The organism is Lapillicoccus sp. (assembly GCF_025353065.1).
In the GTDB taxonomy this organism is placed as follows: Bacteria; Actinomycetota; Actinomycetes; order Actinomycetales; family Dermatophilaceae; genus Lapillicoccus.
The window spans coordinates 1-17,984 of sequence record NZ_JANXRJ010000222.1 but is presented as its reverse complement, the minus strand read 5'-3'; the positions used below and the strand labels follow the sequence as shown (position 1 = coordinate 17,984).

At 72.0% G+C, this 17,984-nt stretch carries 15 protein-coding genes and 1 pseudogene; 4 read left to right on the top strand and 12 right to left on the bottom strand.

The features are described 5' to 3' along the window. Positions 1-5: 5 nt before the first annotated feature. The 9 genes from Q0R63_RS16785 to Q0R63_RS16745 form a co-directional block, all read right to left on the bottom strand. The gene (locus tag Q0R63_RS16785) at positions 6-1,034 is read right to left on the bottom strand and encodes a rod shape-determining protein (RefSeq protein WP_295699775.1); all 1,029 of its coding nucleotides are present in this window, start codon (positions 1,032-1,034) and stop codon (positions 6-8) included. A gap of 231 nt (positions 1,035-1,265) precedes the next feature. Beyond that, the gene (locus tag Q0R63_RS16780) at positions 1,266-1,745 is read right to left on the bottom strand and encodes an HIT family protein (protein ID WP_295699772.1); all 480 of its coding nucleotides are present in this window, start codon (positions 1,743-1,745) and stop codon (positions 1,266-1,268) included. Continuing rightward, entirely contained in the window at positions 1,742-2,164 is a 423-nt protein-coding gene (ndk, locus tag Q0R63_RS16775) for a nucleoside-diphosphate kinase (protein WP_295699769.1), read from the bottom strand. Before ndk ends, Q0R63_RS16780 begins: the two co-directional genes overlap by 4 nt. A 55-nt stretch (positions 2,165-2,219) precedes the next feature. Continuing rightward, the gene (locus Q0R63_RS16770) at positions 2,220-3,014 is read right to left on the bottom strand and encodes a DUF4233 domain-containing protein (RefSeq protein WP_295699766.1); all 795 of its coding nucleotides are present in this window, start codon (positions 3,012-3,014) and stop codon (positions 2,220-2,222) included. 33 nt (positions 3,015-3,047) lie between these two features. Beyond that, complete coding sequence (locus Q0R63_RS16765; protein WP_295699764.1) at positions 3,048-4,454, bottom strand: folylpolyglutamate synthase/dihydrofolate synthase family protein; 1,407 nt, start codon at positions 4,452-4,454, stop codon at positions 3,048-3,050. Next, the gene (locus Q0R63_RS16760) at positions 4,451-4,951 is read right to left on the bottom strand and encodes a GNAT family N-acetyltransferase (RefSeq protein WP_295699760.1); all 501 of its coding nucleotides are present in this window, start codon (positions 4,949-4,951) and stop codon (positions 4,451-4,453) included. Before Q0R63_RS16760 ends, Q0R63_RS16765 begins: the two co-directional genes overlap by 4 nt. After that, positions 4,948-8,379, bottom strand: coding sequence for an isoleucine--tRNA ligase (gene ileS, locus Q0R63_RS16755; RefSeq protein WP_295699758.1), 3,432 nt, complete (start codon positions 8,377-8,379; stop codon positions 4,948-4,950). The genes Q0R63_RS16760 and ileS overlap by 4 nt, the downstream gene beginning before the upstream one ends. 292 nt (positions 8,380-8,671) lie before the next feature. Then, complete coding sequence (locus tag Q0R63_RS16750; protein ID WP_295699756.1) at positions 8,672-9,823, bottom strand: cation:proton antiporter; 1,152 nt, start codon at positions 9,821-9,823, stop codon at positions 8,672-8,674. Then, positions 9,820-10,443, bottom strand: a complete 624-nt coding sequence (locus Q0R63_RS16745; RefSeq protein ID WP_295699753.1) for a TetR/AcrR family transcriptional regulator — start codon at positions 10,441-10,443, stop codon at positions 9,820-9,822. Before Q0R63_RS16745 ends, Q0R63_RS16750 begins: the two co-directional genes overlap by 4 nt. A gap of 202 nt (positions 10,444-10,645) precedes the next feature. Between Q0R63_RS16745 and Q0R63_RS16740 the strand changes: the two genes are divergently transcribed. Together Q0R63_RS16740 and Q0R63_RS16735 are read left to right on the top strand one after the other, a co-directional pair. Next, the gene (locus tag Q0R63_RS16740) at positions 10,646-12,043 is read left to right on the top strand and encodes an FAD-linked oxidase C-terminal domain-containing protein (RefSeq protein WP_295699750.1); all 1,398 of its coding nucleotides are present in this window, start codon (positions 10,646-10,648) and stop codon (positions 12,041-12,043) included. Positions 12,044-12,222: 179 nt separating this feature from the next. Next, the gene (locus Q0R63_RS16735) at positions 12,223-12,756 is read left to right on the top strand and encodes an NUDIX hydrolase family protein (RefSeq protein WP_295699748.1); all 534 of its coding nucleotides are present in this window, start codon (positions 12,223-12,225) and stop codon (positions 12,754-12,756) included. A gap of 60 nt (positions 12,757-12,816) precedes the next feature. Here the strand turns inward: Q0R63_RS16735 and Q0R63_RS16730 are convergent, their stop codons facing one another. After that, a complete protein-coding gene (locus tag Q0R63_RS16730) occupies positions 12,817-14,343 on the bottom strand; it encodes a cryptochrome/photolyase family protein (protein ID WP_295699745.1) in 1,527 nt (508 codons plus the stop codon). A 100-nt stretch (positions 14,344-14,443) separates the two neighbouring features. After that, positions 14,444-15,076 carry a hypothetical protein gene (locus Q0R63_RS16725; RefSeq protein ID WP_295699743.1) on the bottom strand — a complete coding sequence of 211 codons (633 nt, stop codon included), beginning with the start codon at positions 15,074-15,076 and terminating at the stop codon, positions 14,444-14,446. Between the two features lie 139 nt (positions 15,077-15,215). On the opposite strand from Q0R63_RS16725, the gene Q0R63_RS16720 reads away from it, so the two are divergent. Then, complete coding sequence (locus Q0R63_RS16720; protein WP_295699740.1) at positions 15,216-15,887, top strand: response regulator transcription factor; 672 nt, start codon at positions 15,216-15,218, stop codon at positions 15,885-15,887. Further along, complete coding sequence (locus Q0R63_RS16715) at positions 15,884-17,491, top strand: HAMP domain-containing sensor histidine kinase (RefSeq protein WP_295699737.1); 1,608 nt, start codon at positions 15,884-15,886, stop codon at positions 17,489-17,491. The genes Q0R63_RS16720 and Q0R63_RS16715 overlap by 4 nt, the downstream gene beginning before the upstream one ends. Positions 17,492-17,566: 75 nt before the next feature. Here Q0R63_RS16715 and Q0R63_RS16710 read toward each other — a convergent pair. Then, positions 17,567-17,848, bottom strand: a pseudogene (locus tag Q0R63_RS16710) (B12-binding domain-containing radical SAM protein); the annotation flags it as partial. Positions 17,849-17,984 lie beyond the last annotated feature (136 nt).

Here is a 17,984-nt window from a genome sequence, read left to right as displayed (position 1 = left end):
CCCGGTCATCGGCGCCGCATCCCGTCGACGAGGACGCGCTCGAGCGCCGAGAACTCCTCGACGCAGCGCCCCGCACCGAGCGCGACCGAGCGCAACGGGTCGTCGGCGACCCGGACCGGCACACCGAGCTCGTGCCGCAGCCGCTCGTCGAGGCCGCGCAGCAGCGCCCCGCCCCCGGTGAGGGTCACCCCTCGGTCGAGGATGTCACCGGCCAGCTCGGGCGGGCAGACGTCGAGTGTCGTGCGGACCAGCTCGACGATCTGGACGACCGGGGTCTCGATGGCGCGCCGGACCTCCTGCGAGGAGATCGTCACCGTCTTGGGCAGCCCCGTCACGAGGTCGCGGCCGCGGATCCGGGTCGTCAGCTCCTCGAAGAGCGGGAAGGCCGAGCCCACGTCGGTCTTGATGTCCTCGGCGCTGCGCTCCCCCAGCAGCAACGAGTAGTCGCTCTTGACGTAGGCGATCACCGCCTCGTCGATCTCGTCACCGCCGATGCGCATCGAGCGCGAGGAGACGATCCCTCCCAGGCTGATGACCGCGACGTCGGTCGTCCCGCCGCCGATGTCGACGACCATCGACGCGGCGGTGTCGTCGACCGGCAGCCCGGCCCCGATGGCCGCTGCCATCGGCTCCTCGATGATGTAGACGCGCCGGGCCCCGCAGCGGGTGGCGGCGTCCTCGAGGGCGCGGCGCTCGACGCCGGTGACCTCGCTCGGCACGCACACGACCATCCGGGGGCGCACCAGTCGTGAGGGCCGCACCCGGTCGATGAACCAGCGCAGCATCTGCTCGGTGAGATCGGCGTCGGAGATGACGCCGTCCCGGAGCGGCCGCACGGCGCGGACCGAGCCGGGCGTGCGTCCGATCATCTCCTTGGCCCGCATGCCGGCTGCGACGAGGTGCCCCGTCGCCACCTCGACCGCGACCACGGACGGCTCGTCCAGCACGACCCCCCGGCCGCGTTCGTAGACCAGCGTGTTGGCCGTCCCGAGGTCGACCGCGAGGTCTCGCCCGAGCATCGGCCATGAGGTCATGGACGGGATTGTCCGGCCGGAGAAGCCGGACCCCCAGCCCATCCGGGGCGTGTCGCGCAAAGTGGGACCAGTGTTGCAGGAGTGGCGATTGGGACGCCTCGTCCGGTGTCGAGGTGCCATCCGTCCGTAGTCCCGGCCACCGACGTCCGGCCCTGGGTGGAATCGTCGTGGTCCCGACCTGGACGATCGCACCCATGCGTATTCGACGGGCCTCTGACCAGCGCCGCAGGGTCAGGTATGCCGCAGGGCTGCCCGGATGGCCAGTGCCAGCCGGTCCTGCTCGCCCTCGGACACCCGCTCGGCCTCCGGGAGGCCGAGCAGGGCGAAGACGCGCGGGCCGCGTAGCTCCGGCGCGAGGTCGGCAGCGCGGGGGACGACGTGGAGGTGGACGTGGCCGAACCCCTCGGCCTCGGCGAACTGCATCACGTAGGTCTTCACGCAGCCCGTAACCGACGCGAGCGCGCGGCCGAGATCGACCAGCAGCGGCCCGAGCTCGACCGCCTCGACATCAGTGAGCTCGGCCATGGCGACGACGTGCCGGCGCGGGAGCACGACCAGCCAGCCGGGGAGCGCGGTGTCGAACGCGTGCGCCACACGCCAGAGCGCGCTCGACCAGACGTCCTCCCGGGGGGGCAGCGCGGGGAGCGCGTCCCGGTCACAGCTGTAGCAGCCCGGCACGCGGGCCGGACCGGCTCCGACCGCTGACGTCACAGGCCGGGGAACCAGATACCGATCTCCCGGGCGGCCGACTCGGGTGAGTCGGACCCGTGGACGATGTTCTGCTGGACCTTCTCCCCCCAGTCGCGACCGAGGTCTCCGCGGATCGTCCCGGGGAGGGCGGCGGTGGGGTCGGTCGCACCCGCCAGCGCACGGAAGCCCTCGATGCAGCGTTGCCCCTCGATGACGATGCCGGTCACCGGGCCCGAGGACATGAACTCGACCAGCGGCTCGTAGAACGGCTTGCCCTCGTGCTCGGCGTAGTGCAGGGCGAGCCGCTCGCGGTCCGGGGTGAAGACGTCGAGGGCGACGAGGGTGTAGCCCTTGCTCTCGATCCGGCCGATCACCTCACCGGTGAGGCCGCGCCGGAAACCGTCGGGCTTGACGAGGACGAGGGAGCGTTCGGTGGTCACGGCGACCACCCTAGCCGCTCCCGACGAGGGGTATGCCGCGTGCTCGGCACCGCTCTCAGGGAGCCGGTTCGGCTCCTGCCGCCCCGGCTGACCCGGCTGTCCCCGCCGCCTCAGCGGCCCGACGGGCGTCCGTCTCGTCGACCTTCCGGCCCGAGACCAGGCACCCGACCCAGAGGGCCAGGAAGATCAGCCCGACGATCACCATGGCCGGCACCACGACCGCGCTCGCGAAGGTCGCGACCTGGATCAGCCAGCCCAGCGTCACGCCGTAGGGGCGCCGCATCGAGCCGGCCGCGAGGACGCAGAGCACGGCGATCCCCGACCCCACCCAGAGGTAGGTGCCGGCGGAGGCGTCCCCCTGCGCCGCGCCGACCCCTCGGGCCACGAGCGCCCCGAAGAACACGACGATGGACTGACCGATGAGGACCGTCATGAGCATCCGAAAGGTGAACTTCCCGGTCTGGCCGTAGAACACGAGTCCTCTCACGCCGACCTCGTTCCAGCATGCATGCCTTCGAGGGTAGAGGACGAGTCCGGCGATGGGTCCACCGGATGAATGCCGACGATGGGAGATCTTCCGTCCACCCTGACTCGCCTGGGCCAGCAGCCGCTGGACCTGAAGCAGCCGCCGCACGTGAGTCACCGTCGTCTCCACCTGCTCGAACGCGTCTGACGCCCCGAGGGGACGGTCCCACTCGCCGGCGTCTCCCGTCGAGTGGACGACCTCGAGGTCCGAGACAGAGGCCCGGGCCCGATGCCCCGACACCGCGAGCGGCTCGATGACCTGCCGGATCGCTGGCCGACCCAGCCGCTCGAGGACGCTGGTGTCGACCAGGAAGGTCAGCGCCAAGCGTCGTCACGATCCGAACCGGCACACAGTGCCTCAGCCTGACGTCACCCCGAGGAGCATCCGCGCGTCGGCCGCTGTGACGACCGATCCCGTGACGATGACGCCGGCGCCGATCCCGCTGCCCCCCTCGGACTCCGCGATGGTCGCGGCCCGGTCGAGGGCGTCGGGCAGGTCGCGCACCACCGTCACCCGGTCCTCACCGAACAGGTCCACGGCGATCTCGCCGAGCCTGGTGGGGGACATCGAGCGTGGCGAGGTGTTGCGCGTGACGACCACGTGGTCGAGGGCGGACTCGAGGATCTCGAGCATCGCCTCGGCGTCCTTGTCCTCGAAGATCGCGACCACCCCGACGAGCCGGGTGAAGGTGAAGGAGTCCTCGAGAGCCGCCCGCAGGGCGAGCATCCCGGCCGGGTTGTGGGCCGCGTCGACGAGCACCGTCGGCGAGCGCCGCACGACCTCGAGCCGTCCGGGGGAGGTCACCCCCGCGAACGCCGCACGAACGATCTCGGGGTCGAGGCGCTGCTCGCCACCGCCGACGAAGGCCTCGACCGCGGCCAGCGCCGTCGCCGCGTTGCTCGCCTGGTGCTCTCCGTGGAGCGGGAGGAACACCTCGTCGTAGTCACCCGCGAGGCCGCGGAAGGACAGCTGCTGCCCACCGAGGGCAACCTCGCGCCCGGTGACCCCGAAGTCGTTGGCCTCGAACACAATTCGCGCGCCGACCTCTTCGGCGCGGTCCACGAGGATCGCCGCGACGTCCGCCTCCTGGATCGAGGAGACGGCGATCGCGCCGGCCTTGATGATCCCCGACTTCTCGGTGGCGATCTCCTCCACCGTCGACCCGAGGAGCCGTTGGTGGTCGATCGCGACGGGCGTGACGACGGCAACCTGGCCGTCGGCGACGTTGGTGCCGTCCCAGCGGCCGCCGAGCCCGACCTCGACGACGGCGACGTCGACCGGGGAGTCGGCGAAGGCGGCATACGCGAGCACGACGGACAACATGAAGAAGTTGAGCCGCGACCCGCCCTCGGCCACTGCGCGCGCGTCGACGATCTCGACGAAGGGCAGCACCTGGTCGTAGATCTCGATGAGCCGCTCGGCGGAGATGGGCTCGCCGCCGATCGCGATCCGCTCACGGAACGAGTGGAGGTGCGGCGAGGTGAATCGCCCTGTCGTCAGGCCCAGCTCGCGCAACAGCGCCTCGATCATGCGGGTCGTCGAGGTCTTGCCGTTGGTGCCCGTGAGGTGGATGACGGGGAAGGTCTTCTGCGGGTCGCCGAGCAGCTGCATCACCGCGGCGATCTGGTCGAGGCTGGGGTCGACGTCGGTCTCGGGTGCGCGGGCGAGGATCTCGGCCTCGACCTGGCGCACCCGCTTCTCCACGGCGAGGCGGCGACCGGCCTCGACCTGCGCGGCGTCGGGACGTCCGCTGAACGGGCTCATGACTGCTCCTCCGGTGAGGGGGTGAGGGCGCGGGACATCCACACCGAGTCGGGTATGCCGTGTCCGGCCACCTCGCGTCCGAGCTCGACGAAGCCCATCCGCCGGTAGAACCCGGAGGCCTGCACGTTGCCGTCGAGGTAGGCCAGCCGGATCTCGTCGTGCGCCTCCGCGGCGCGTTCGAGAACGGCAGACATCAGCGCGGAACCGGCGCCGTGACCCTGGAACTGCGGGAGGACGTAGAGCTTCCACAGGATGAGGCGGCCCTCGAGCGGGCCGCTGGAGGCCATGCCGACGACCTGCCCCTCGACCTCGGCCACGAAAACGCGGCCGGCTCGCAGCGCCGGCAGCGTCGCGTCGGCCGTCCACCACTTCGCCAGTCCCATCGCCACGTAGTCGGCCCCGGCGATGGGCTCGTAGGTCGCCGGCCACGTCTGGTGGCCGACCGCGAGCACCGCGTCGAGGTCGTCGACGACCGCCTGCCGGACGGTGACCGTCATCCGATCTTCCCGTCCGCGATCTTCCTGACCGCGATCTTCCTGACCGCGATGCGCACCGTCTCGCCGTCGCCCACGGTGGCCTCGGTCGTGTGCGCCCCAGCGACCTCGGGCAACGGGGCGTCGGCTCCGGCCGCACCGAACTGGACCGTCAGGGTCTCCCCCATGATGAGCTGCTGGTGCACCACCGTGGCCTGCCAGATGGCGTCGGAACCGGCCAGGGTCAACGAGATCCGGTCACTCACGTGCAAACCGGCATCGCGCCGGGCCTGCTGCACGGCGCGGACGACGTCACGGGCGAGACCCTCGGCGGCGAGCTCGGGCGTCAGGCCGGTGTCGAGGACGACGAAGCCGCCGGAGGGCAGCATCGCGACAGCGCGACCGCCTGTCTCGTCGCCGTCACCGGCACCATTGACGCCGTTCGAGCTACCGGCGTTCGAGCCACCACCGTCGACGACCGTCTCGAGGGTGTACTCCCCCGGGGCCAGCGTGAGGCCACCGGCGGTCACCGTGCCGTCGCCCGCGACCGACCAGTCGCCGGACTTCGCGCCCCTGATGGCCGTCTGCACGTCCTTGCCGAGCCGGGGGCCGGCGGCTCGGGCGTTGACGCTCAGCCGCTGGGAGACGCCGAAGTCGCTCCCGCTCGCGGAGGCGAGGTCGGCGAGCACCACCGACTTGACGTTGACCTCGTCCTGCACGATGCCGACGAAGGCCTCGAGCTCGGCCGGCTGAGCGGTGACGACCGTGAGCCGGGCCAGTGGCAGCCGGGCCCGCAGCTGCTGGGCCTTGCGCAGCGACGAGGCGACGGAGCAGATCTCGCGGGCGCGGTCCATCGAGGCGACGAGGGCGTCGTCCTGCGGCAGGTCGTCCACAGCTGGCCAGTCGGTGAGGTGCACCGAGCGGCCGCCGGTCAGCCCGCGCCAGACCTCCTCGGTGGTGAGGGGCAGCAGCGGGGCGACCACGCGGCATACGGTCTCGAGGGTCGTGAAGAGGGTGTCGAACGCCGCTTCGGGCACGGTCCCCTCGACGCCAGTGTCCTCGGTGCCCCAGAACCGGCTGCGGGAGCGCCGGACGTACCAGTTGGTGAGGACGTCGAGGAAGCCGCGCATCGTGTCGCAGGCGTTGGCGATCTCGTAGGCGTCGAGGTCGCGCTGCATGTCGACCACGAAGCCGCGCAGCTTGGCCAGGAGATAGCGGTCGAGGACGTCGGTGGACGCAGTGGACCGTCGCGCGTCGTAACCATCGCCGCCGCGAGCAGCGTTGGCGTACAACGCGAAGAAGGACCAGGTGTTCCACAGCGGCAGCAGCACCTGGCGCACGCCGTCACGGATGCCCTGCTCGGTGACCACGAGGTTGCCGCCACGCAGGATCGGGCTGCTCATGAGGAACCAGCGCATCGCGTCGGCCCCGTCACGGTCGAAGACCTCGCGGACGTCGGGGTAGTTGTGCAGCGACTTGCTCATCTTCTGGCCGTCGGAGCCGAGGACGATGCCGTGGCTGACGCACGACGAGAACGCCGGTCGGTCGAAGAGCGCGGTCGCGAGGACGTGCAACGTGTAGAACCAGCCGCGGGTCTGGCCGATGTACTCGACGATGAAGTCGCCGGGGAAGTGGTGCTCGAACCAGTCGGCGTTCTCGAAGGGGTAGTGCACCTGCGCGAAGGACATCGAGCCCGAGTCGAACCACACGTCGAGGACGTCCTCGACCCGGCGCATCGTCGACTGTCCCGTGGGATCGTCGGGATTGGGCCGGATCAGCCGGTCGACGTGGGGCCGGTGCAGGTCGTCGAGCCGCACACCGAAGTCGCGCTCCAGCTCGTCGAACGAGCCGTAGACGTCGATCCGCGGGTAGCGCGGGTCGTCCGACTTCCAGACGGGGACCGGGCTGCCCCAGAAGCGGTTTCGCGTGATCGACCAGTCGCGGGCGTTCTCCAGCCACCGACCGAACTGCCCGTGCTGAATGTGGTCGGGCGTCCACGCGATCTGCTCGTTGAGCTCCAGCATCCGCTCCTTGATCTTGGTGACCTCGACGAACCAGCTCGAGACGGCCATGTAGATCAGCGGCATCCGGCAGCGCCAGCAGTGGGGGTAGGAGTGGTCGTAGGTCTCGCGGCGCAGCAGCACGGTGCCCTCCGTGGCGGCGCCGTGGTCGCTCGAGCCGTGGTCGCCGTCGCCGCGGGTCACGGCCTTGAGGTGGTCGATGATCAGGGGGTTGGCGTCGAAGACCTGGATGCCCTCGTAGTCGGTGACGGGGAAGGTGAACCGGCCGTCGGGACCGACCGGCATCACCGGGGCGATGCCCTCGCGGTCGGTGACGACCTTGTCCTCCTCGCCGAAGGCGCCGGCGGTGTGCACCAGGCCCGTGCCGTCCTCGGTCGTCACGAAGTCGGCTGCGAAGACGCGATGGGCGTTGGCGTGGCCGAGGTAGTAGGAGAACGGCGGCGTGAAGGCGCGGCCGACGAGGTCGGCGCCGGTGAGTCGCTCGACGATCCTCGTCGTCGGGTCGAAGCCCTTGTCGGCCGCCTCCACCGGGAAGAGGTCCCTGGCGTAGGCCGCGAGCCGGGCCGCGCCGATGACGTAGCGCTCGCTGGTCCCGGTGAACGCCGACTCCACGACGACGTAGTCGATGTCGGGGCCGACCATGATGCCGAGGTTGGCGGGGAGGGTCCACGGCGTGGTCGTCCAGACCAGGGCGAGCTCGCCGCTCTCGAGCCGCAGCCCGACGGTGACGGCGGGGTCCTGGCGCATCTGGTAGACGTCGTCGTCCATCCGCAGCTCGTGGTTGGACAGCGGCGTCTGGTCGTTCCAGCAGTAGGGCAGCACGCGGTAGCCCTCGTAGACGAGGCCCTTCTCGTGGAGCTGCTTGAACGCCCAGATGACGCTCTCCATGTAGTCCGGGTTGAGGGTCTTGTAGTCGTGCTCGAAGTCCACCCAGCGGGCCTGGCGGGTGACGTACTCCTGCCAGTCGTCGGTGTACCGGAGGACCGACGCGCGACACGCCTCGTTGAAGGTCTCGATGCCGAGCTCGAGGATCTCCTCCTTGGTCTTGATCCCGAGCTGGCTCATCGCCTCGAGCTCGGCCGGCAGGCCGTGGGTGTCCCAGCCGAACCGGCGCTCGACCCGCCGACCGCGCATGGTCTGGTAGCGCGGGACGATGTCCTTGACGTATCCGGTGAGCAGGTGGCCGTAGTGGGGCAGGCCGTTGGCGAACGGCGGCCCGTCGTAGAAGACGAACTCGTTGGAGCCGTTGGTGCCCGCCTCGCGGTTCTCGACCGAGGCCTGGAAGGTGCCGTCCTCGGCCCAGTAGCGGAGCACGCGCTCCTCGATCTCCGGGAAGCGGGGACTGGAGGTGACTCCGGTGGCGGTGGTCGCCCCGCTGTCACCGGGCTCGTCGGTGCTCGTGGCGTCGGTGCTGACCTGGGGATAGGCCATGGGGGACTCCTGCTCGGGCTCGTCGGTCGTCGTGGTCTGCTTGCGTCCACGAGGACGACGTCGCCGGGCTGGCCTGGTCCGGCCGCCGGCGGCACCGCGGTGCCACCTCGCTTGCCGCAGGTCCTCCCGCTGAAGGTGCGCGGGCGGCATACGGCCACTCTTTCGTCGAAGGCGCTGACGGGCCCATCCGTCCGGTTCTAGTGCGACTCCCCTGCGTGAACACGTATGCCGGGGGGCCGGTTCTTCCGGAGACTCGCCGCTGATGACGGCTCGGACGTCGTTGCGAAGGAGTCTACGGCAGTGCCGGCTCCTTCTTCGACGGGAATCTGCGGCCGATGGCCCCGGCGGCCACCGCGGCCCCGGCGATCGTCACCAGGGCGCCGAGCAGCAGCGCAGTCCCCTCCCCCGGTGCCAGCAGCCCCAGCTGCTGGCCCAGGGTCGCTGCCGCCACCGGGACGCCGAGCTGGGCGCCGGCGAGGACCGCCACCGAGACGGGGACGCCGTCCACGGCGACGAGTCCGTGGAGGAGCAGCGCACCGACTCCGAGGGCCAGCCCGAGCCAGATCGCCGACGGGTGGCTGGCGAGGGTCCGCAGGTCGAGGGAGGACCCGAGCCACACGAAGAAGATCGGTCCGAGAAAACCCTCGGTCAGGCCGAAGAGCTGGCGGGCGAGGCGTCGAGGCTCGCCGATGGCGGCGATGGCCAGCCCGAACCCGAACCCGGCGAGCAGCACCGAGACGTGGAAGGCCGCCGCGAGGGCTGCGAGCGCGAAGAGCAGCGAGAGCGACATCCGCAGCTCGAGGGCGAGGTCGTGGTGCTCCGAGACCTTGTGCATCCGCCGCCGCAGGCCGCGCTGCTCTGCGGCACGCAGGACGACGAAGAGGACGGCCGAGGAGGCCGCCACGACGACCACCCCGAGAAGCGCTCGGCCGACGTGGGCCGGGTCGATCGCCAACGGCAGCGCGACGACACAGGCGGCATCGGCGACCGCGACCTGGGGGAGGAGATCGGTGAGGGTGCGGCCGCTGAGACCGGTCGACCCGACGGCCGGGAGCACGAGCGCGGCAGAGGACGAGGCCAGGAGGACGGCATAGAGGGCGCCGTGCCCGGTGCCGAACAGGTGAGCGAGCAGGAGGCCGGCAGGGACGGCCAGGATCCCGACCGCGATGGCGCGGACCACCCCGCGGCGGGCTCCCGCGCGCACCATCGGGTCGCGGATGGGGACGTGGGACCCGACGACGAACATCACGAGCGCGAACCCGACCTGCGCGACGAAAGCCAGGGTCGGGTCGTCGGCATTGATGACGCCGAAACCAGTGTGCCCCAGCGTGATTCCTGCGAGCAGCTCGCCGACCACCACGGGCAGGCGCAGCCAGCGGGGCAGTGACAGCAGCGGACCGACGAGCGCGATAGCCCCGATGAGGGCCAGCGTCGTGAAGCTCATCGGGTGGGCGGATCCGCGAACTCCGCGAGGACGGCGTGCGCTGCTCGGTGCATGACCGCCTCGGCAGCATCCGGGGCGAGTCCGAGGTCGTCGCACATCACCAGCCAGCAGCGGGCACCGCAGCCGGTCATCAGGGCGACGACCACCTCCGATGCTGCGTCGGCGGCCCGGTCCAGCTCTGTCGCGAACACGGCCCTGACGACGCCCTGGTTCCGGGCGTAGATCACCTGCCGCTGCCGCGCCACGGCCGGTGAGTTGGGTTCGAGCGCGGACGCGCGGAGCGCCGGAGCGATCGCCTCCATGCGGCGGGCCCGTTGTGCACAGAACCGCTGAACCCGCTCGGCCATGGGGAGGTCGGGGTCGATGTCCGTCTCGTGCGCGGGGTCGTCGCGCACCCATTCGACGCTGGCCGCCTCGACGAGGCCCTCCAGGTCCTTGAAGTTGGCCCAGAGAGCACGGATCGAGACGCCGGCCCGCCCTGCGACGGCGATCGCGGTCGGTCGCAGATTGCCCTCGCGCAGGAGCGCGGAGTGGGCATCGAGGATGAGTCGCCGGGTGCGTTCACCCCGGGCGACCCGCCCGTCGGGGTGCTCGTCAGGCCTGGGCGTCTCGGACAGCACCCCGCCAGTATGGCGTTCGCTCCCCCGTTCCGGCACCCATCCCGGGGTGTCCTTGACAGGGTGCACCAGATAGATGCACTCTGACTGCACGGACATTGCGGATGAGCGGGGCCGGTCGTGGGGGTCGGCCCCGCTCTCCCGTTCGACATACGGCCCAACTCGGCAGACGGCCCATCTCGGCCCGACGTCCTAAGGTGGACGGATGTCGACGGCGGAGCTGCCCCGGATGATGGACCTCGGTGAGACGGACCTCGGGGTGATGCGCCTCAGCGGTGGTGCGCGGGTGACCGACCCGGCCATCGCTGCGTCGTATGCCGTCGACGCCTCGCTCGGGTCCACGGCCCCGGACCACTTCACCGTCGTCCGGGCCCGGGACGTCGGCGACGTCGTCGAGGTACTGCGGGAGGCGCATGCCCGCGGCATACCGGTGGTGCCGCAGGGCGCTCGCACCTCCCTCGCCGGTGGGGCCACCGCCCGCGAGGGCAGCATCGTGCTCAACGTCGAGGGCTTGGACACGGTGGCCGAGGTCGACGAGCTCGAGGGGTATGCGGTCGCCGGCCCGGGCGTCGTCAACCAGGACCTCAAGCGGGCGGCGGCGTCCGTCGGTCTCTTCTACCCGCCGGACCCCGCCTCGTCCGCGACCTGCACGATCGGGGGCAACGTCGCCACGAACGCCGGCGGGCTGTGCTGCGTGAAGTACGGCGTGACGGCCGACTACGTCAAGAGCCTCGAGATCGTCCTCCCCGGCGGCGAGGTGGTCCGCACGGGCCACCGGACCGGCAAGGGGGTGGCGGGTCTCGACCTCACCGGCCTCTTCGTCGGCTCCGAGGGGACGCTCGGCCTCGTGACCTCCGTCGTCGTCCGCCTCGTCCCGGCGCCTGACCCGTCGCTGGTGGCCCTCGCGACCTTCGCCTCGCTCGACGCCGCTGCTGCCGGGGTCGTCGCCCTGCGCCGCGACCGCCACCGGCCGGCGCTCCTCGAGTTCCTCGACCGCGCGACGATCGTCGCTGTGCAGGCGGTGGCCGACTACGGCTTCCCGCAGGCCTGCGCGGCCGCGCTCATCGTCTCCTCCGACCGGCCCGAGCACACCCGCGACGACGTGCAGCGGTATGCCGGCCTGCTCGGCGAGGCGGGTGCCGTGGACGTCGCGGTCGCCGACGACCAGCAGGAGGCCGACGCGCTCATGGCGGGACGGCGGGCGGTCAACAACGCGCTCGAGGCCAAGGGCGGCCGGTTCGTCGAGGACGTCTGTGTGCCCCTCGGGAGGCTGGCCGACCTCATCCGTGCCGGTGAGGAGATCTCGTCCCGGCGGGGGGTCGAGATGACGATGTCGGGTCACGGGGGCGACGGCAACCTGCACCCGTGCGTCTTCTTCGACCGGGCCGACCCGGAGAGCCGGCTGCGGGCCGAGGCGGCGTTCGCCGACCTCGTCGACGTCGCGCTCGCGATGGGCGGCACGATCACCGGAGAGCACGGGGTGGGGTCGCTCAAGCGGGAGTTCCTCGTCCAGGAGCTCGGGCCGGCCGAGATCGCCCGCCAGCGGGCGGTCAAGGCGGTGTTCGACCCGCGCGGGATCATGAACCCCGGCGTCGTCTACTGAGCCCAACCCCGCAACGTCCGCGCGATCGGCACACTGGTGTCGCGTCGGTGCGGACGTTGGTGGAGACTCCCCTGCAACGTCCGCGCGAACGGGACACCGGTGTCGCGTCGGTGCGGACGCAAGGGGTGGTGGCGCGCGGCGGTGCGGCGGCGGCATACCGGGGCTGATAGAAACGACCCATGACGGAGACGGACACCCGCGGCCGCTGGCTCAGCGCCGACGAGCTGCGCGACGCGCGCGAGCGCCTGCCCATCCTCTACATCGATGCCGTCCCCGTGCGGGTCGACGACCGGGGGGTGCTGCAGGCCATCGGGCTGCTGCTGCGCGCATCCACCGACGGTTCGATCAACCACGAGCTGGTGTCGGGTCGGGTGCTTTACCACGAGCGGGTGCGCGACGCCCTGCTCCGCCACCTGGAGAAGGATCTCGGACCCCTCGCGATGCCGCGGATCCCCTTGGCACCACAGCCTTTCACCGTCGCTGAGTACTTCCCCACGCCCGGCGTCACCCCCTTCCACGACCCACGGCAGCACGCGGTGTCGCTCGCCTTCATCGTCCCCGTGGAGGGCGACTGCGCCCCCCAGCAGGACGCCCTCGACCTCGCGTGGCTGACTCCCGAGGAAGCGGCCCGGCTGGCCGAGGTCGGCGAGATGGAGGGGGGCCACGGGGTGCTCGTGCGTCAGGCGCTCGCCCACCTCGGGCACCCGGTCTGACGGGAGCCGCAACCCGGGAGCACCAACTGCTCCTGAGCCCGGATGCCGGGTGCGGCCGGCTCAGGGCGGGTCCGACCCGCGCTTCGCCTCCTGCGCCACCACGGCCTCGAGGTCCTTCAGCCGGTCGAGCCCGTGCAGCGGCTGGGCCATCCGGTGGTTGCCGGCCAGCTTCTCGCGGTTGCGCTCGAGGAAGGCCCAGTAACCGGCCGTGAACGGGCAGGCGTCGTCGCCGACCCGGATCTTCGGGTTGAACCGGCAGCTGCCGCAGTGGTCGGTCATCCGGTTGATGTAGGCCCCGCCGGCGGCATACGGCTTGGTGGCGAGCACTCCCCCGTCGGCGTGCTGCGACATGCCCACGACGTTGGGCACCATGACCCAGTCGTAGCCGTCGACGAAGGCGCGGTGGAACCAGTCGGTGACCTCGTCCGGTCGCCAGCCGCGCTGCAGGGCGTAGTTGCCGAGGATCATCAGCCTCGGGATGTGGTGGACCCACCCGTGGTCGCGGATACCGACGAGCGCCTGGCTGAGACAGCGGGCGTCGGTGGCCTCGGCGTCGAGGCCGGCGAACCAGTCGGGCAGGTGCCGACGCGCACTGAGGTGGTTGGCGTGCCGGTAGTCCTCGCCGAGGTGCCAGTAGAGGTGCCAGATGTAGTCGCGCCAGCCCATGACCTGCCGGATGAAGCCCTCGGCGGAGGCGAGCGGCACCGCGCCGGAACGGTATGCCGCCTCGGCTCGCTCGACGACCTCGGCCGGGTCGAGGAGCCCCAGGTTGAACGGAGCAGAGAGCAGGGAGTGCGCCATCCAGTCGTCGCCCTCGAGGACGGCGTCCTCGTGCGGACCGAAGACGGGCAGCCGGTGCTCGACGAAGTCATCGAGCACGGCGAGCGCCTCGGCGCGGGTGGCAGCGAACTTGCGGGGGCCGTCGACGCCGAGGAAGGTCACGTCGCCGTCGGCCTCCCACGCGTCGAGGTCGGCGCGCACCTGCGCGTCGATCTCGTCCTCCTGCGGCCAGCGCGGTTCTGCGACACCGAGGGTCGTCGCTCCCTTGGGCGGGGGCTCGCGGTTCTCGTGGTCGTAGTTCCACGAGCCGCCGGCCGGGTCGGCGCCGTCCATGAGGACGTCGTGGCGTCGTCGGGCGTCACGATAGAAGTCCTCCATCAGCAGTCGCTTCGTGCCGCGGCTGTTGGCCCAGGTGTCGAACTCGGCTCGTGTCGTGGAGAACCCGCGAGCCGGCAGCCGCTCGATGTCGCGCTCCTCCGCGAGCCGGCGCACGAGGTCGACCGCCGCGCGCGAGGTCGGCTGGATGACCTCCAGCGGTCCTGAAACGGTGTCGAGGGCCTCGCGGTAGGTCGCCGCGCTGGCTATGGTCGCCCGGTCTCCCAGCTCGGCCGCCCGGTGCCGCATCGCCGACAGCACGAGGTGCGCCTTCTGCCGGTGGAAGCGGCGGCGGGCGAAGACGCGGCGGGACTCGATCAGCAGGACCGGCCCCTCGTGGTCGTCGAGGAAGTGCGGCCCGAGCTGGTCACCGAACAGCCAACGGGTGGGCTGGGCGGCGTTGCCCTCGTCGGGTGGTGGGCGGCGCGGCATACCGCCACCGTATGCCGGGTGCCCGCCGACGGCACCCGACCGGGCCCACGACGACCTGACTCGTCGCGGGCCCGGCCGTCGTGTCACCGGGTGAGGCGGCTCAGCTGCCCGACGGGGTCACCTCGGTGGAGGGCGCCGACGGGGTCCCGGTGGGCGCGGTCGGAGCGCCGGTGGGCGCACCGGTCCGAGGGGTCGGCGGCGTCGGGTGCTTGGCCGTGCCGCCGGTCCCCCTCTCGGCCGAGCCCCCCGGAGGAGCAGGACGGACCTTGCCGGCCTCCCCCTGGGGACCGCCCTTGTGGCCGCCTGCTCCGGGCGCGCACGCGGCACCGCGCGCGGCCGGACCGCCACCCGCTCTCGGCGCCTTGCCGGTGGCACCCGGGCCGGGTGCGCCCTCGCCGCCGACCGCGGCGCCCGGGCCGGCCGTGCTGGTGCCGGTCGGCGCACCGCTCTCTCCGGTCTCGCCACCCGCCGGGCCGTACGCGCCGAGCGAGGTCTGGGCGCCGAGCGAGGTCTGGGCGCCGGTCGGGCTCTGGTTGGACGCGGCGATGGCCGGGACGGCGATCGCCAGCGCGACCGCGGCGACGCCGCCGATCGCGAGTCCGCGCCAGAGCCGCGCCCGGCTCGGGGGTGGCCCGGCCAACGGCATCGGGGTCGTCTCGGGGCTCTCGCCCCAGTTCTCGCCGGGGTTCTCGCCGGAGCCCTCGTGGGGGTGGTTCCGCTCGAAGGGGTTCATCGCGTCTCCTGCTCTGTCGTGCCCGGCGACGATCGCCGTTGAGATGACGGTGCGGCCCGGGTCTGATGGGGACCTCAAGATGGGAGATGCACAGGAGTTTCTTGAGGAATTCTTGAGTTCGGCCCCGTGAGATGGAGCCATGACAACAGCACGGGTCCTGGTCGTCGAGGACGACGCGACCATCCGCGACGCCGTCAGCTCGGCCCTGCGCGACACCGGGCTCTCGGTGGAGTCGATGACCGACGGCGAGGAGCTGGAGGCGGCGCTGCGGACCTACCGGCCGGCGGTCGTCGTCCTCGACTGGATGCTCCCCGGTCGCGACGGGCCGCAGCTGAGCCGGGTGATCCGCCAGAGCGGCGACGCCGGTGTCATCATGCTGACCGCCCGGGAGGGGGTCGACGACCGGCTGCGAGGTTTCTCCGCCGGCATCGACGACTACGTGCCGAAGCCCTTCGCGATGGCCGAGCTCGTGGCCCGGGTTCGGGCCCTGCTCGGGCGGATGGGAGCGACGCCGACGACGATCCAGGTCGGCGACCTCGTCGTCGACGAGGCGGCGGCCACGGCCAGCCGCAACGGGATTGCACTGCCACTGACCGCGACGGAGTTCCGCCTTCTCGCCTACCTCGCCGCGCAGCGGGGGCGCGTCGTCTCGGGCACCCAGATCCTCACTCAGGTATGGGGATACGACGACTACTCCGACAACCTGGTGCACGCTCACATCAGCGCGCTGCGCCGCAAGATGGAGAACGAGGGGCCGCGGCTCGTGCACACCGTCCGCGGTCTCGGCTACGTCCTGCGGGACGGGCGGTGAGCCTCGCCGGTCTGGTCCTGCGCCGCACGTCCGAGGACGTTCCAGCCGCGGGACCCTGGCGCCGGCGACGGGACCAGGACCCCGATCACGCCGGTATGCCGCGAGATCCGCGTCCGCCGGTCGCTCCGGGAACGGACCCCTCCGACCCGGGCGACCCGGATCCGGGCGCGCTGCAGACACCCTCGCTGCGCCGACGGGTGACCCTCGTGGTCGTGCTGCTGCTCGCGGTCATGCTCGCCGTGCTCGGGGTCACGACCGACCTCGTCCTGCGCAACCGCCTCGAGGGGCAGCTCGAGCAGCGGATGCTCGACCGCGCCCAGGTCGGCGTCGCGCTCGCCGACCAGGTCGAGCCGTCCGAGCTGGCCCGCCGCCTCGAGGGCAACGGGATATCCGTCTGGATCTCGACCGCGGACGGCACGAGCTACACCGCCGGGCCGCCCCCGGTCGCCGGGCCGGGTGGGCGCAGTGGTGGCCCGGGCCAGGGCGCGACCGCCGGTTCCAAGCCACGGGCAACACCCCCGGCCAAGCCGGCGGCTTCGGCGACGTCGCCCGTGGTGCGCACGGGTGATCTCCTCGAGGTCACCAGAACCCTTCCCAACGCCGCGACGCTGTCCCTGTCCGCCGACGCGGGCGAGGTGCGCCGGCTGCTCGACCAGACCCGGATCGCCCTGCTGGCCGGGGCGCTCGCCGTACTCCTTCTTGCGACGCTGGTCATCCGGCCGGTCGTCGGTCGGGTCCTGCGGCCGCTCGACCGGATCACCGGCCTCGCCCGGTCGATCCGCGAGGGTGACCGCGGGCAGCGGCTGCGTCCCGACCGACCCGGCACCGAGCTCGGGACCACGGCTCAGGCCTTCGACGAGATGCTCGATGCGGTCGAGGGCGCCGAGGAGCACGCCGTGGAGTCCGAGGCACGCCTGCGGGGGTTCCTCTCCGACGCGGCGCACGAGCTGCGGACGCCGATCGCCGGCATACAGGCTGCTGCCGAGCACGTGCTCCGTGCCAATCCCGAACGGGCAGAACGCGAACAGACGCTCCTCACCCTCGTCCGCGAGTCGCGGCGGGCCGGCCGACTGGTCGACGACATGCTCCTCATGGCTCGCATCGACCGCGGCCTCGACCTGCGACCGACCACGGTCGACCTGACCCAGGTGGCGGGGGCAGCCGTCGAAGCGCGCCGCCTCACGCACCCGGACGCCCGTCTCGTCGTCGTGGGGGAGCCGCTAGCTCTCCTGGCCGACGGTGACCGGGTCGCGCAGGTCATCGGCAACCTGCTGGACAACGCGCTGCGGGCAGCGGGACCCCAGGGGTCGGTGCGGGTGGAGATCGGGTGCGAGGCGGGGCAGGAGGGCGGACGGGCCGTGGTCGAGGTCGTCGACGACGGTCCGGGGATCCCTCGGGTGGGGCGCGAACGGGTATTCGAACGGCTCGTGCGCCTCGACCCGGCCCGGTCGGGCACAGACACCGGCGCCGGCCTGGGGCTACCCATCGCCCGCGGCATCGCGCGGGCCCACGGCGGCGACCTCCTCGCCCTCGAACCGCGACCCGCAGCCGAGGACTCCCCCGGCCACGGCGCCCGCTTCCGCCTCACCCTCCCGCTGAGCTGACGGCATACGAGCCGCACAACGTCCGCGCCGACGCGACACCGGTGTGCCGTTGGCGCGGACGCAAGCGGGCCTGCGTCAGGGGGCGGGCGCCTCGAGCAGCTGGTCGCGTCCGGTGCCGAGCACGGTCAGCGGCAGCAGCGTCTTGCCCGTCGGCCCGACCTCGATCTCGGTGCCCATCTGCGGACACACCCCGCAGTCGAAGCAGGGCGTCCAGCGGCAGTCCTCGACCTCGGTCTCGTCGAGGGCGTCCTGCCAGTCCTCCCAGAGCCAGTCCTTGTCGAGCCCGGAGTCGAGGTGGTCCCACGGGAGCACCTCGACCTGCTCGCGCTCGCGCGTCGTGAACCACGCGACGTCGACCGCCGCGCACTCGGTCCTTCGCGCGCGCCGGCGCCTCCGTCAGCGACGACGGCCACCTCGCCCTCGATCGCGGCGCGGCCGTCGAGCACCTGCGCAACACCGCGGCGGGCCTCCACCAGAGCTTCCGCTTCGCGGC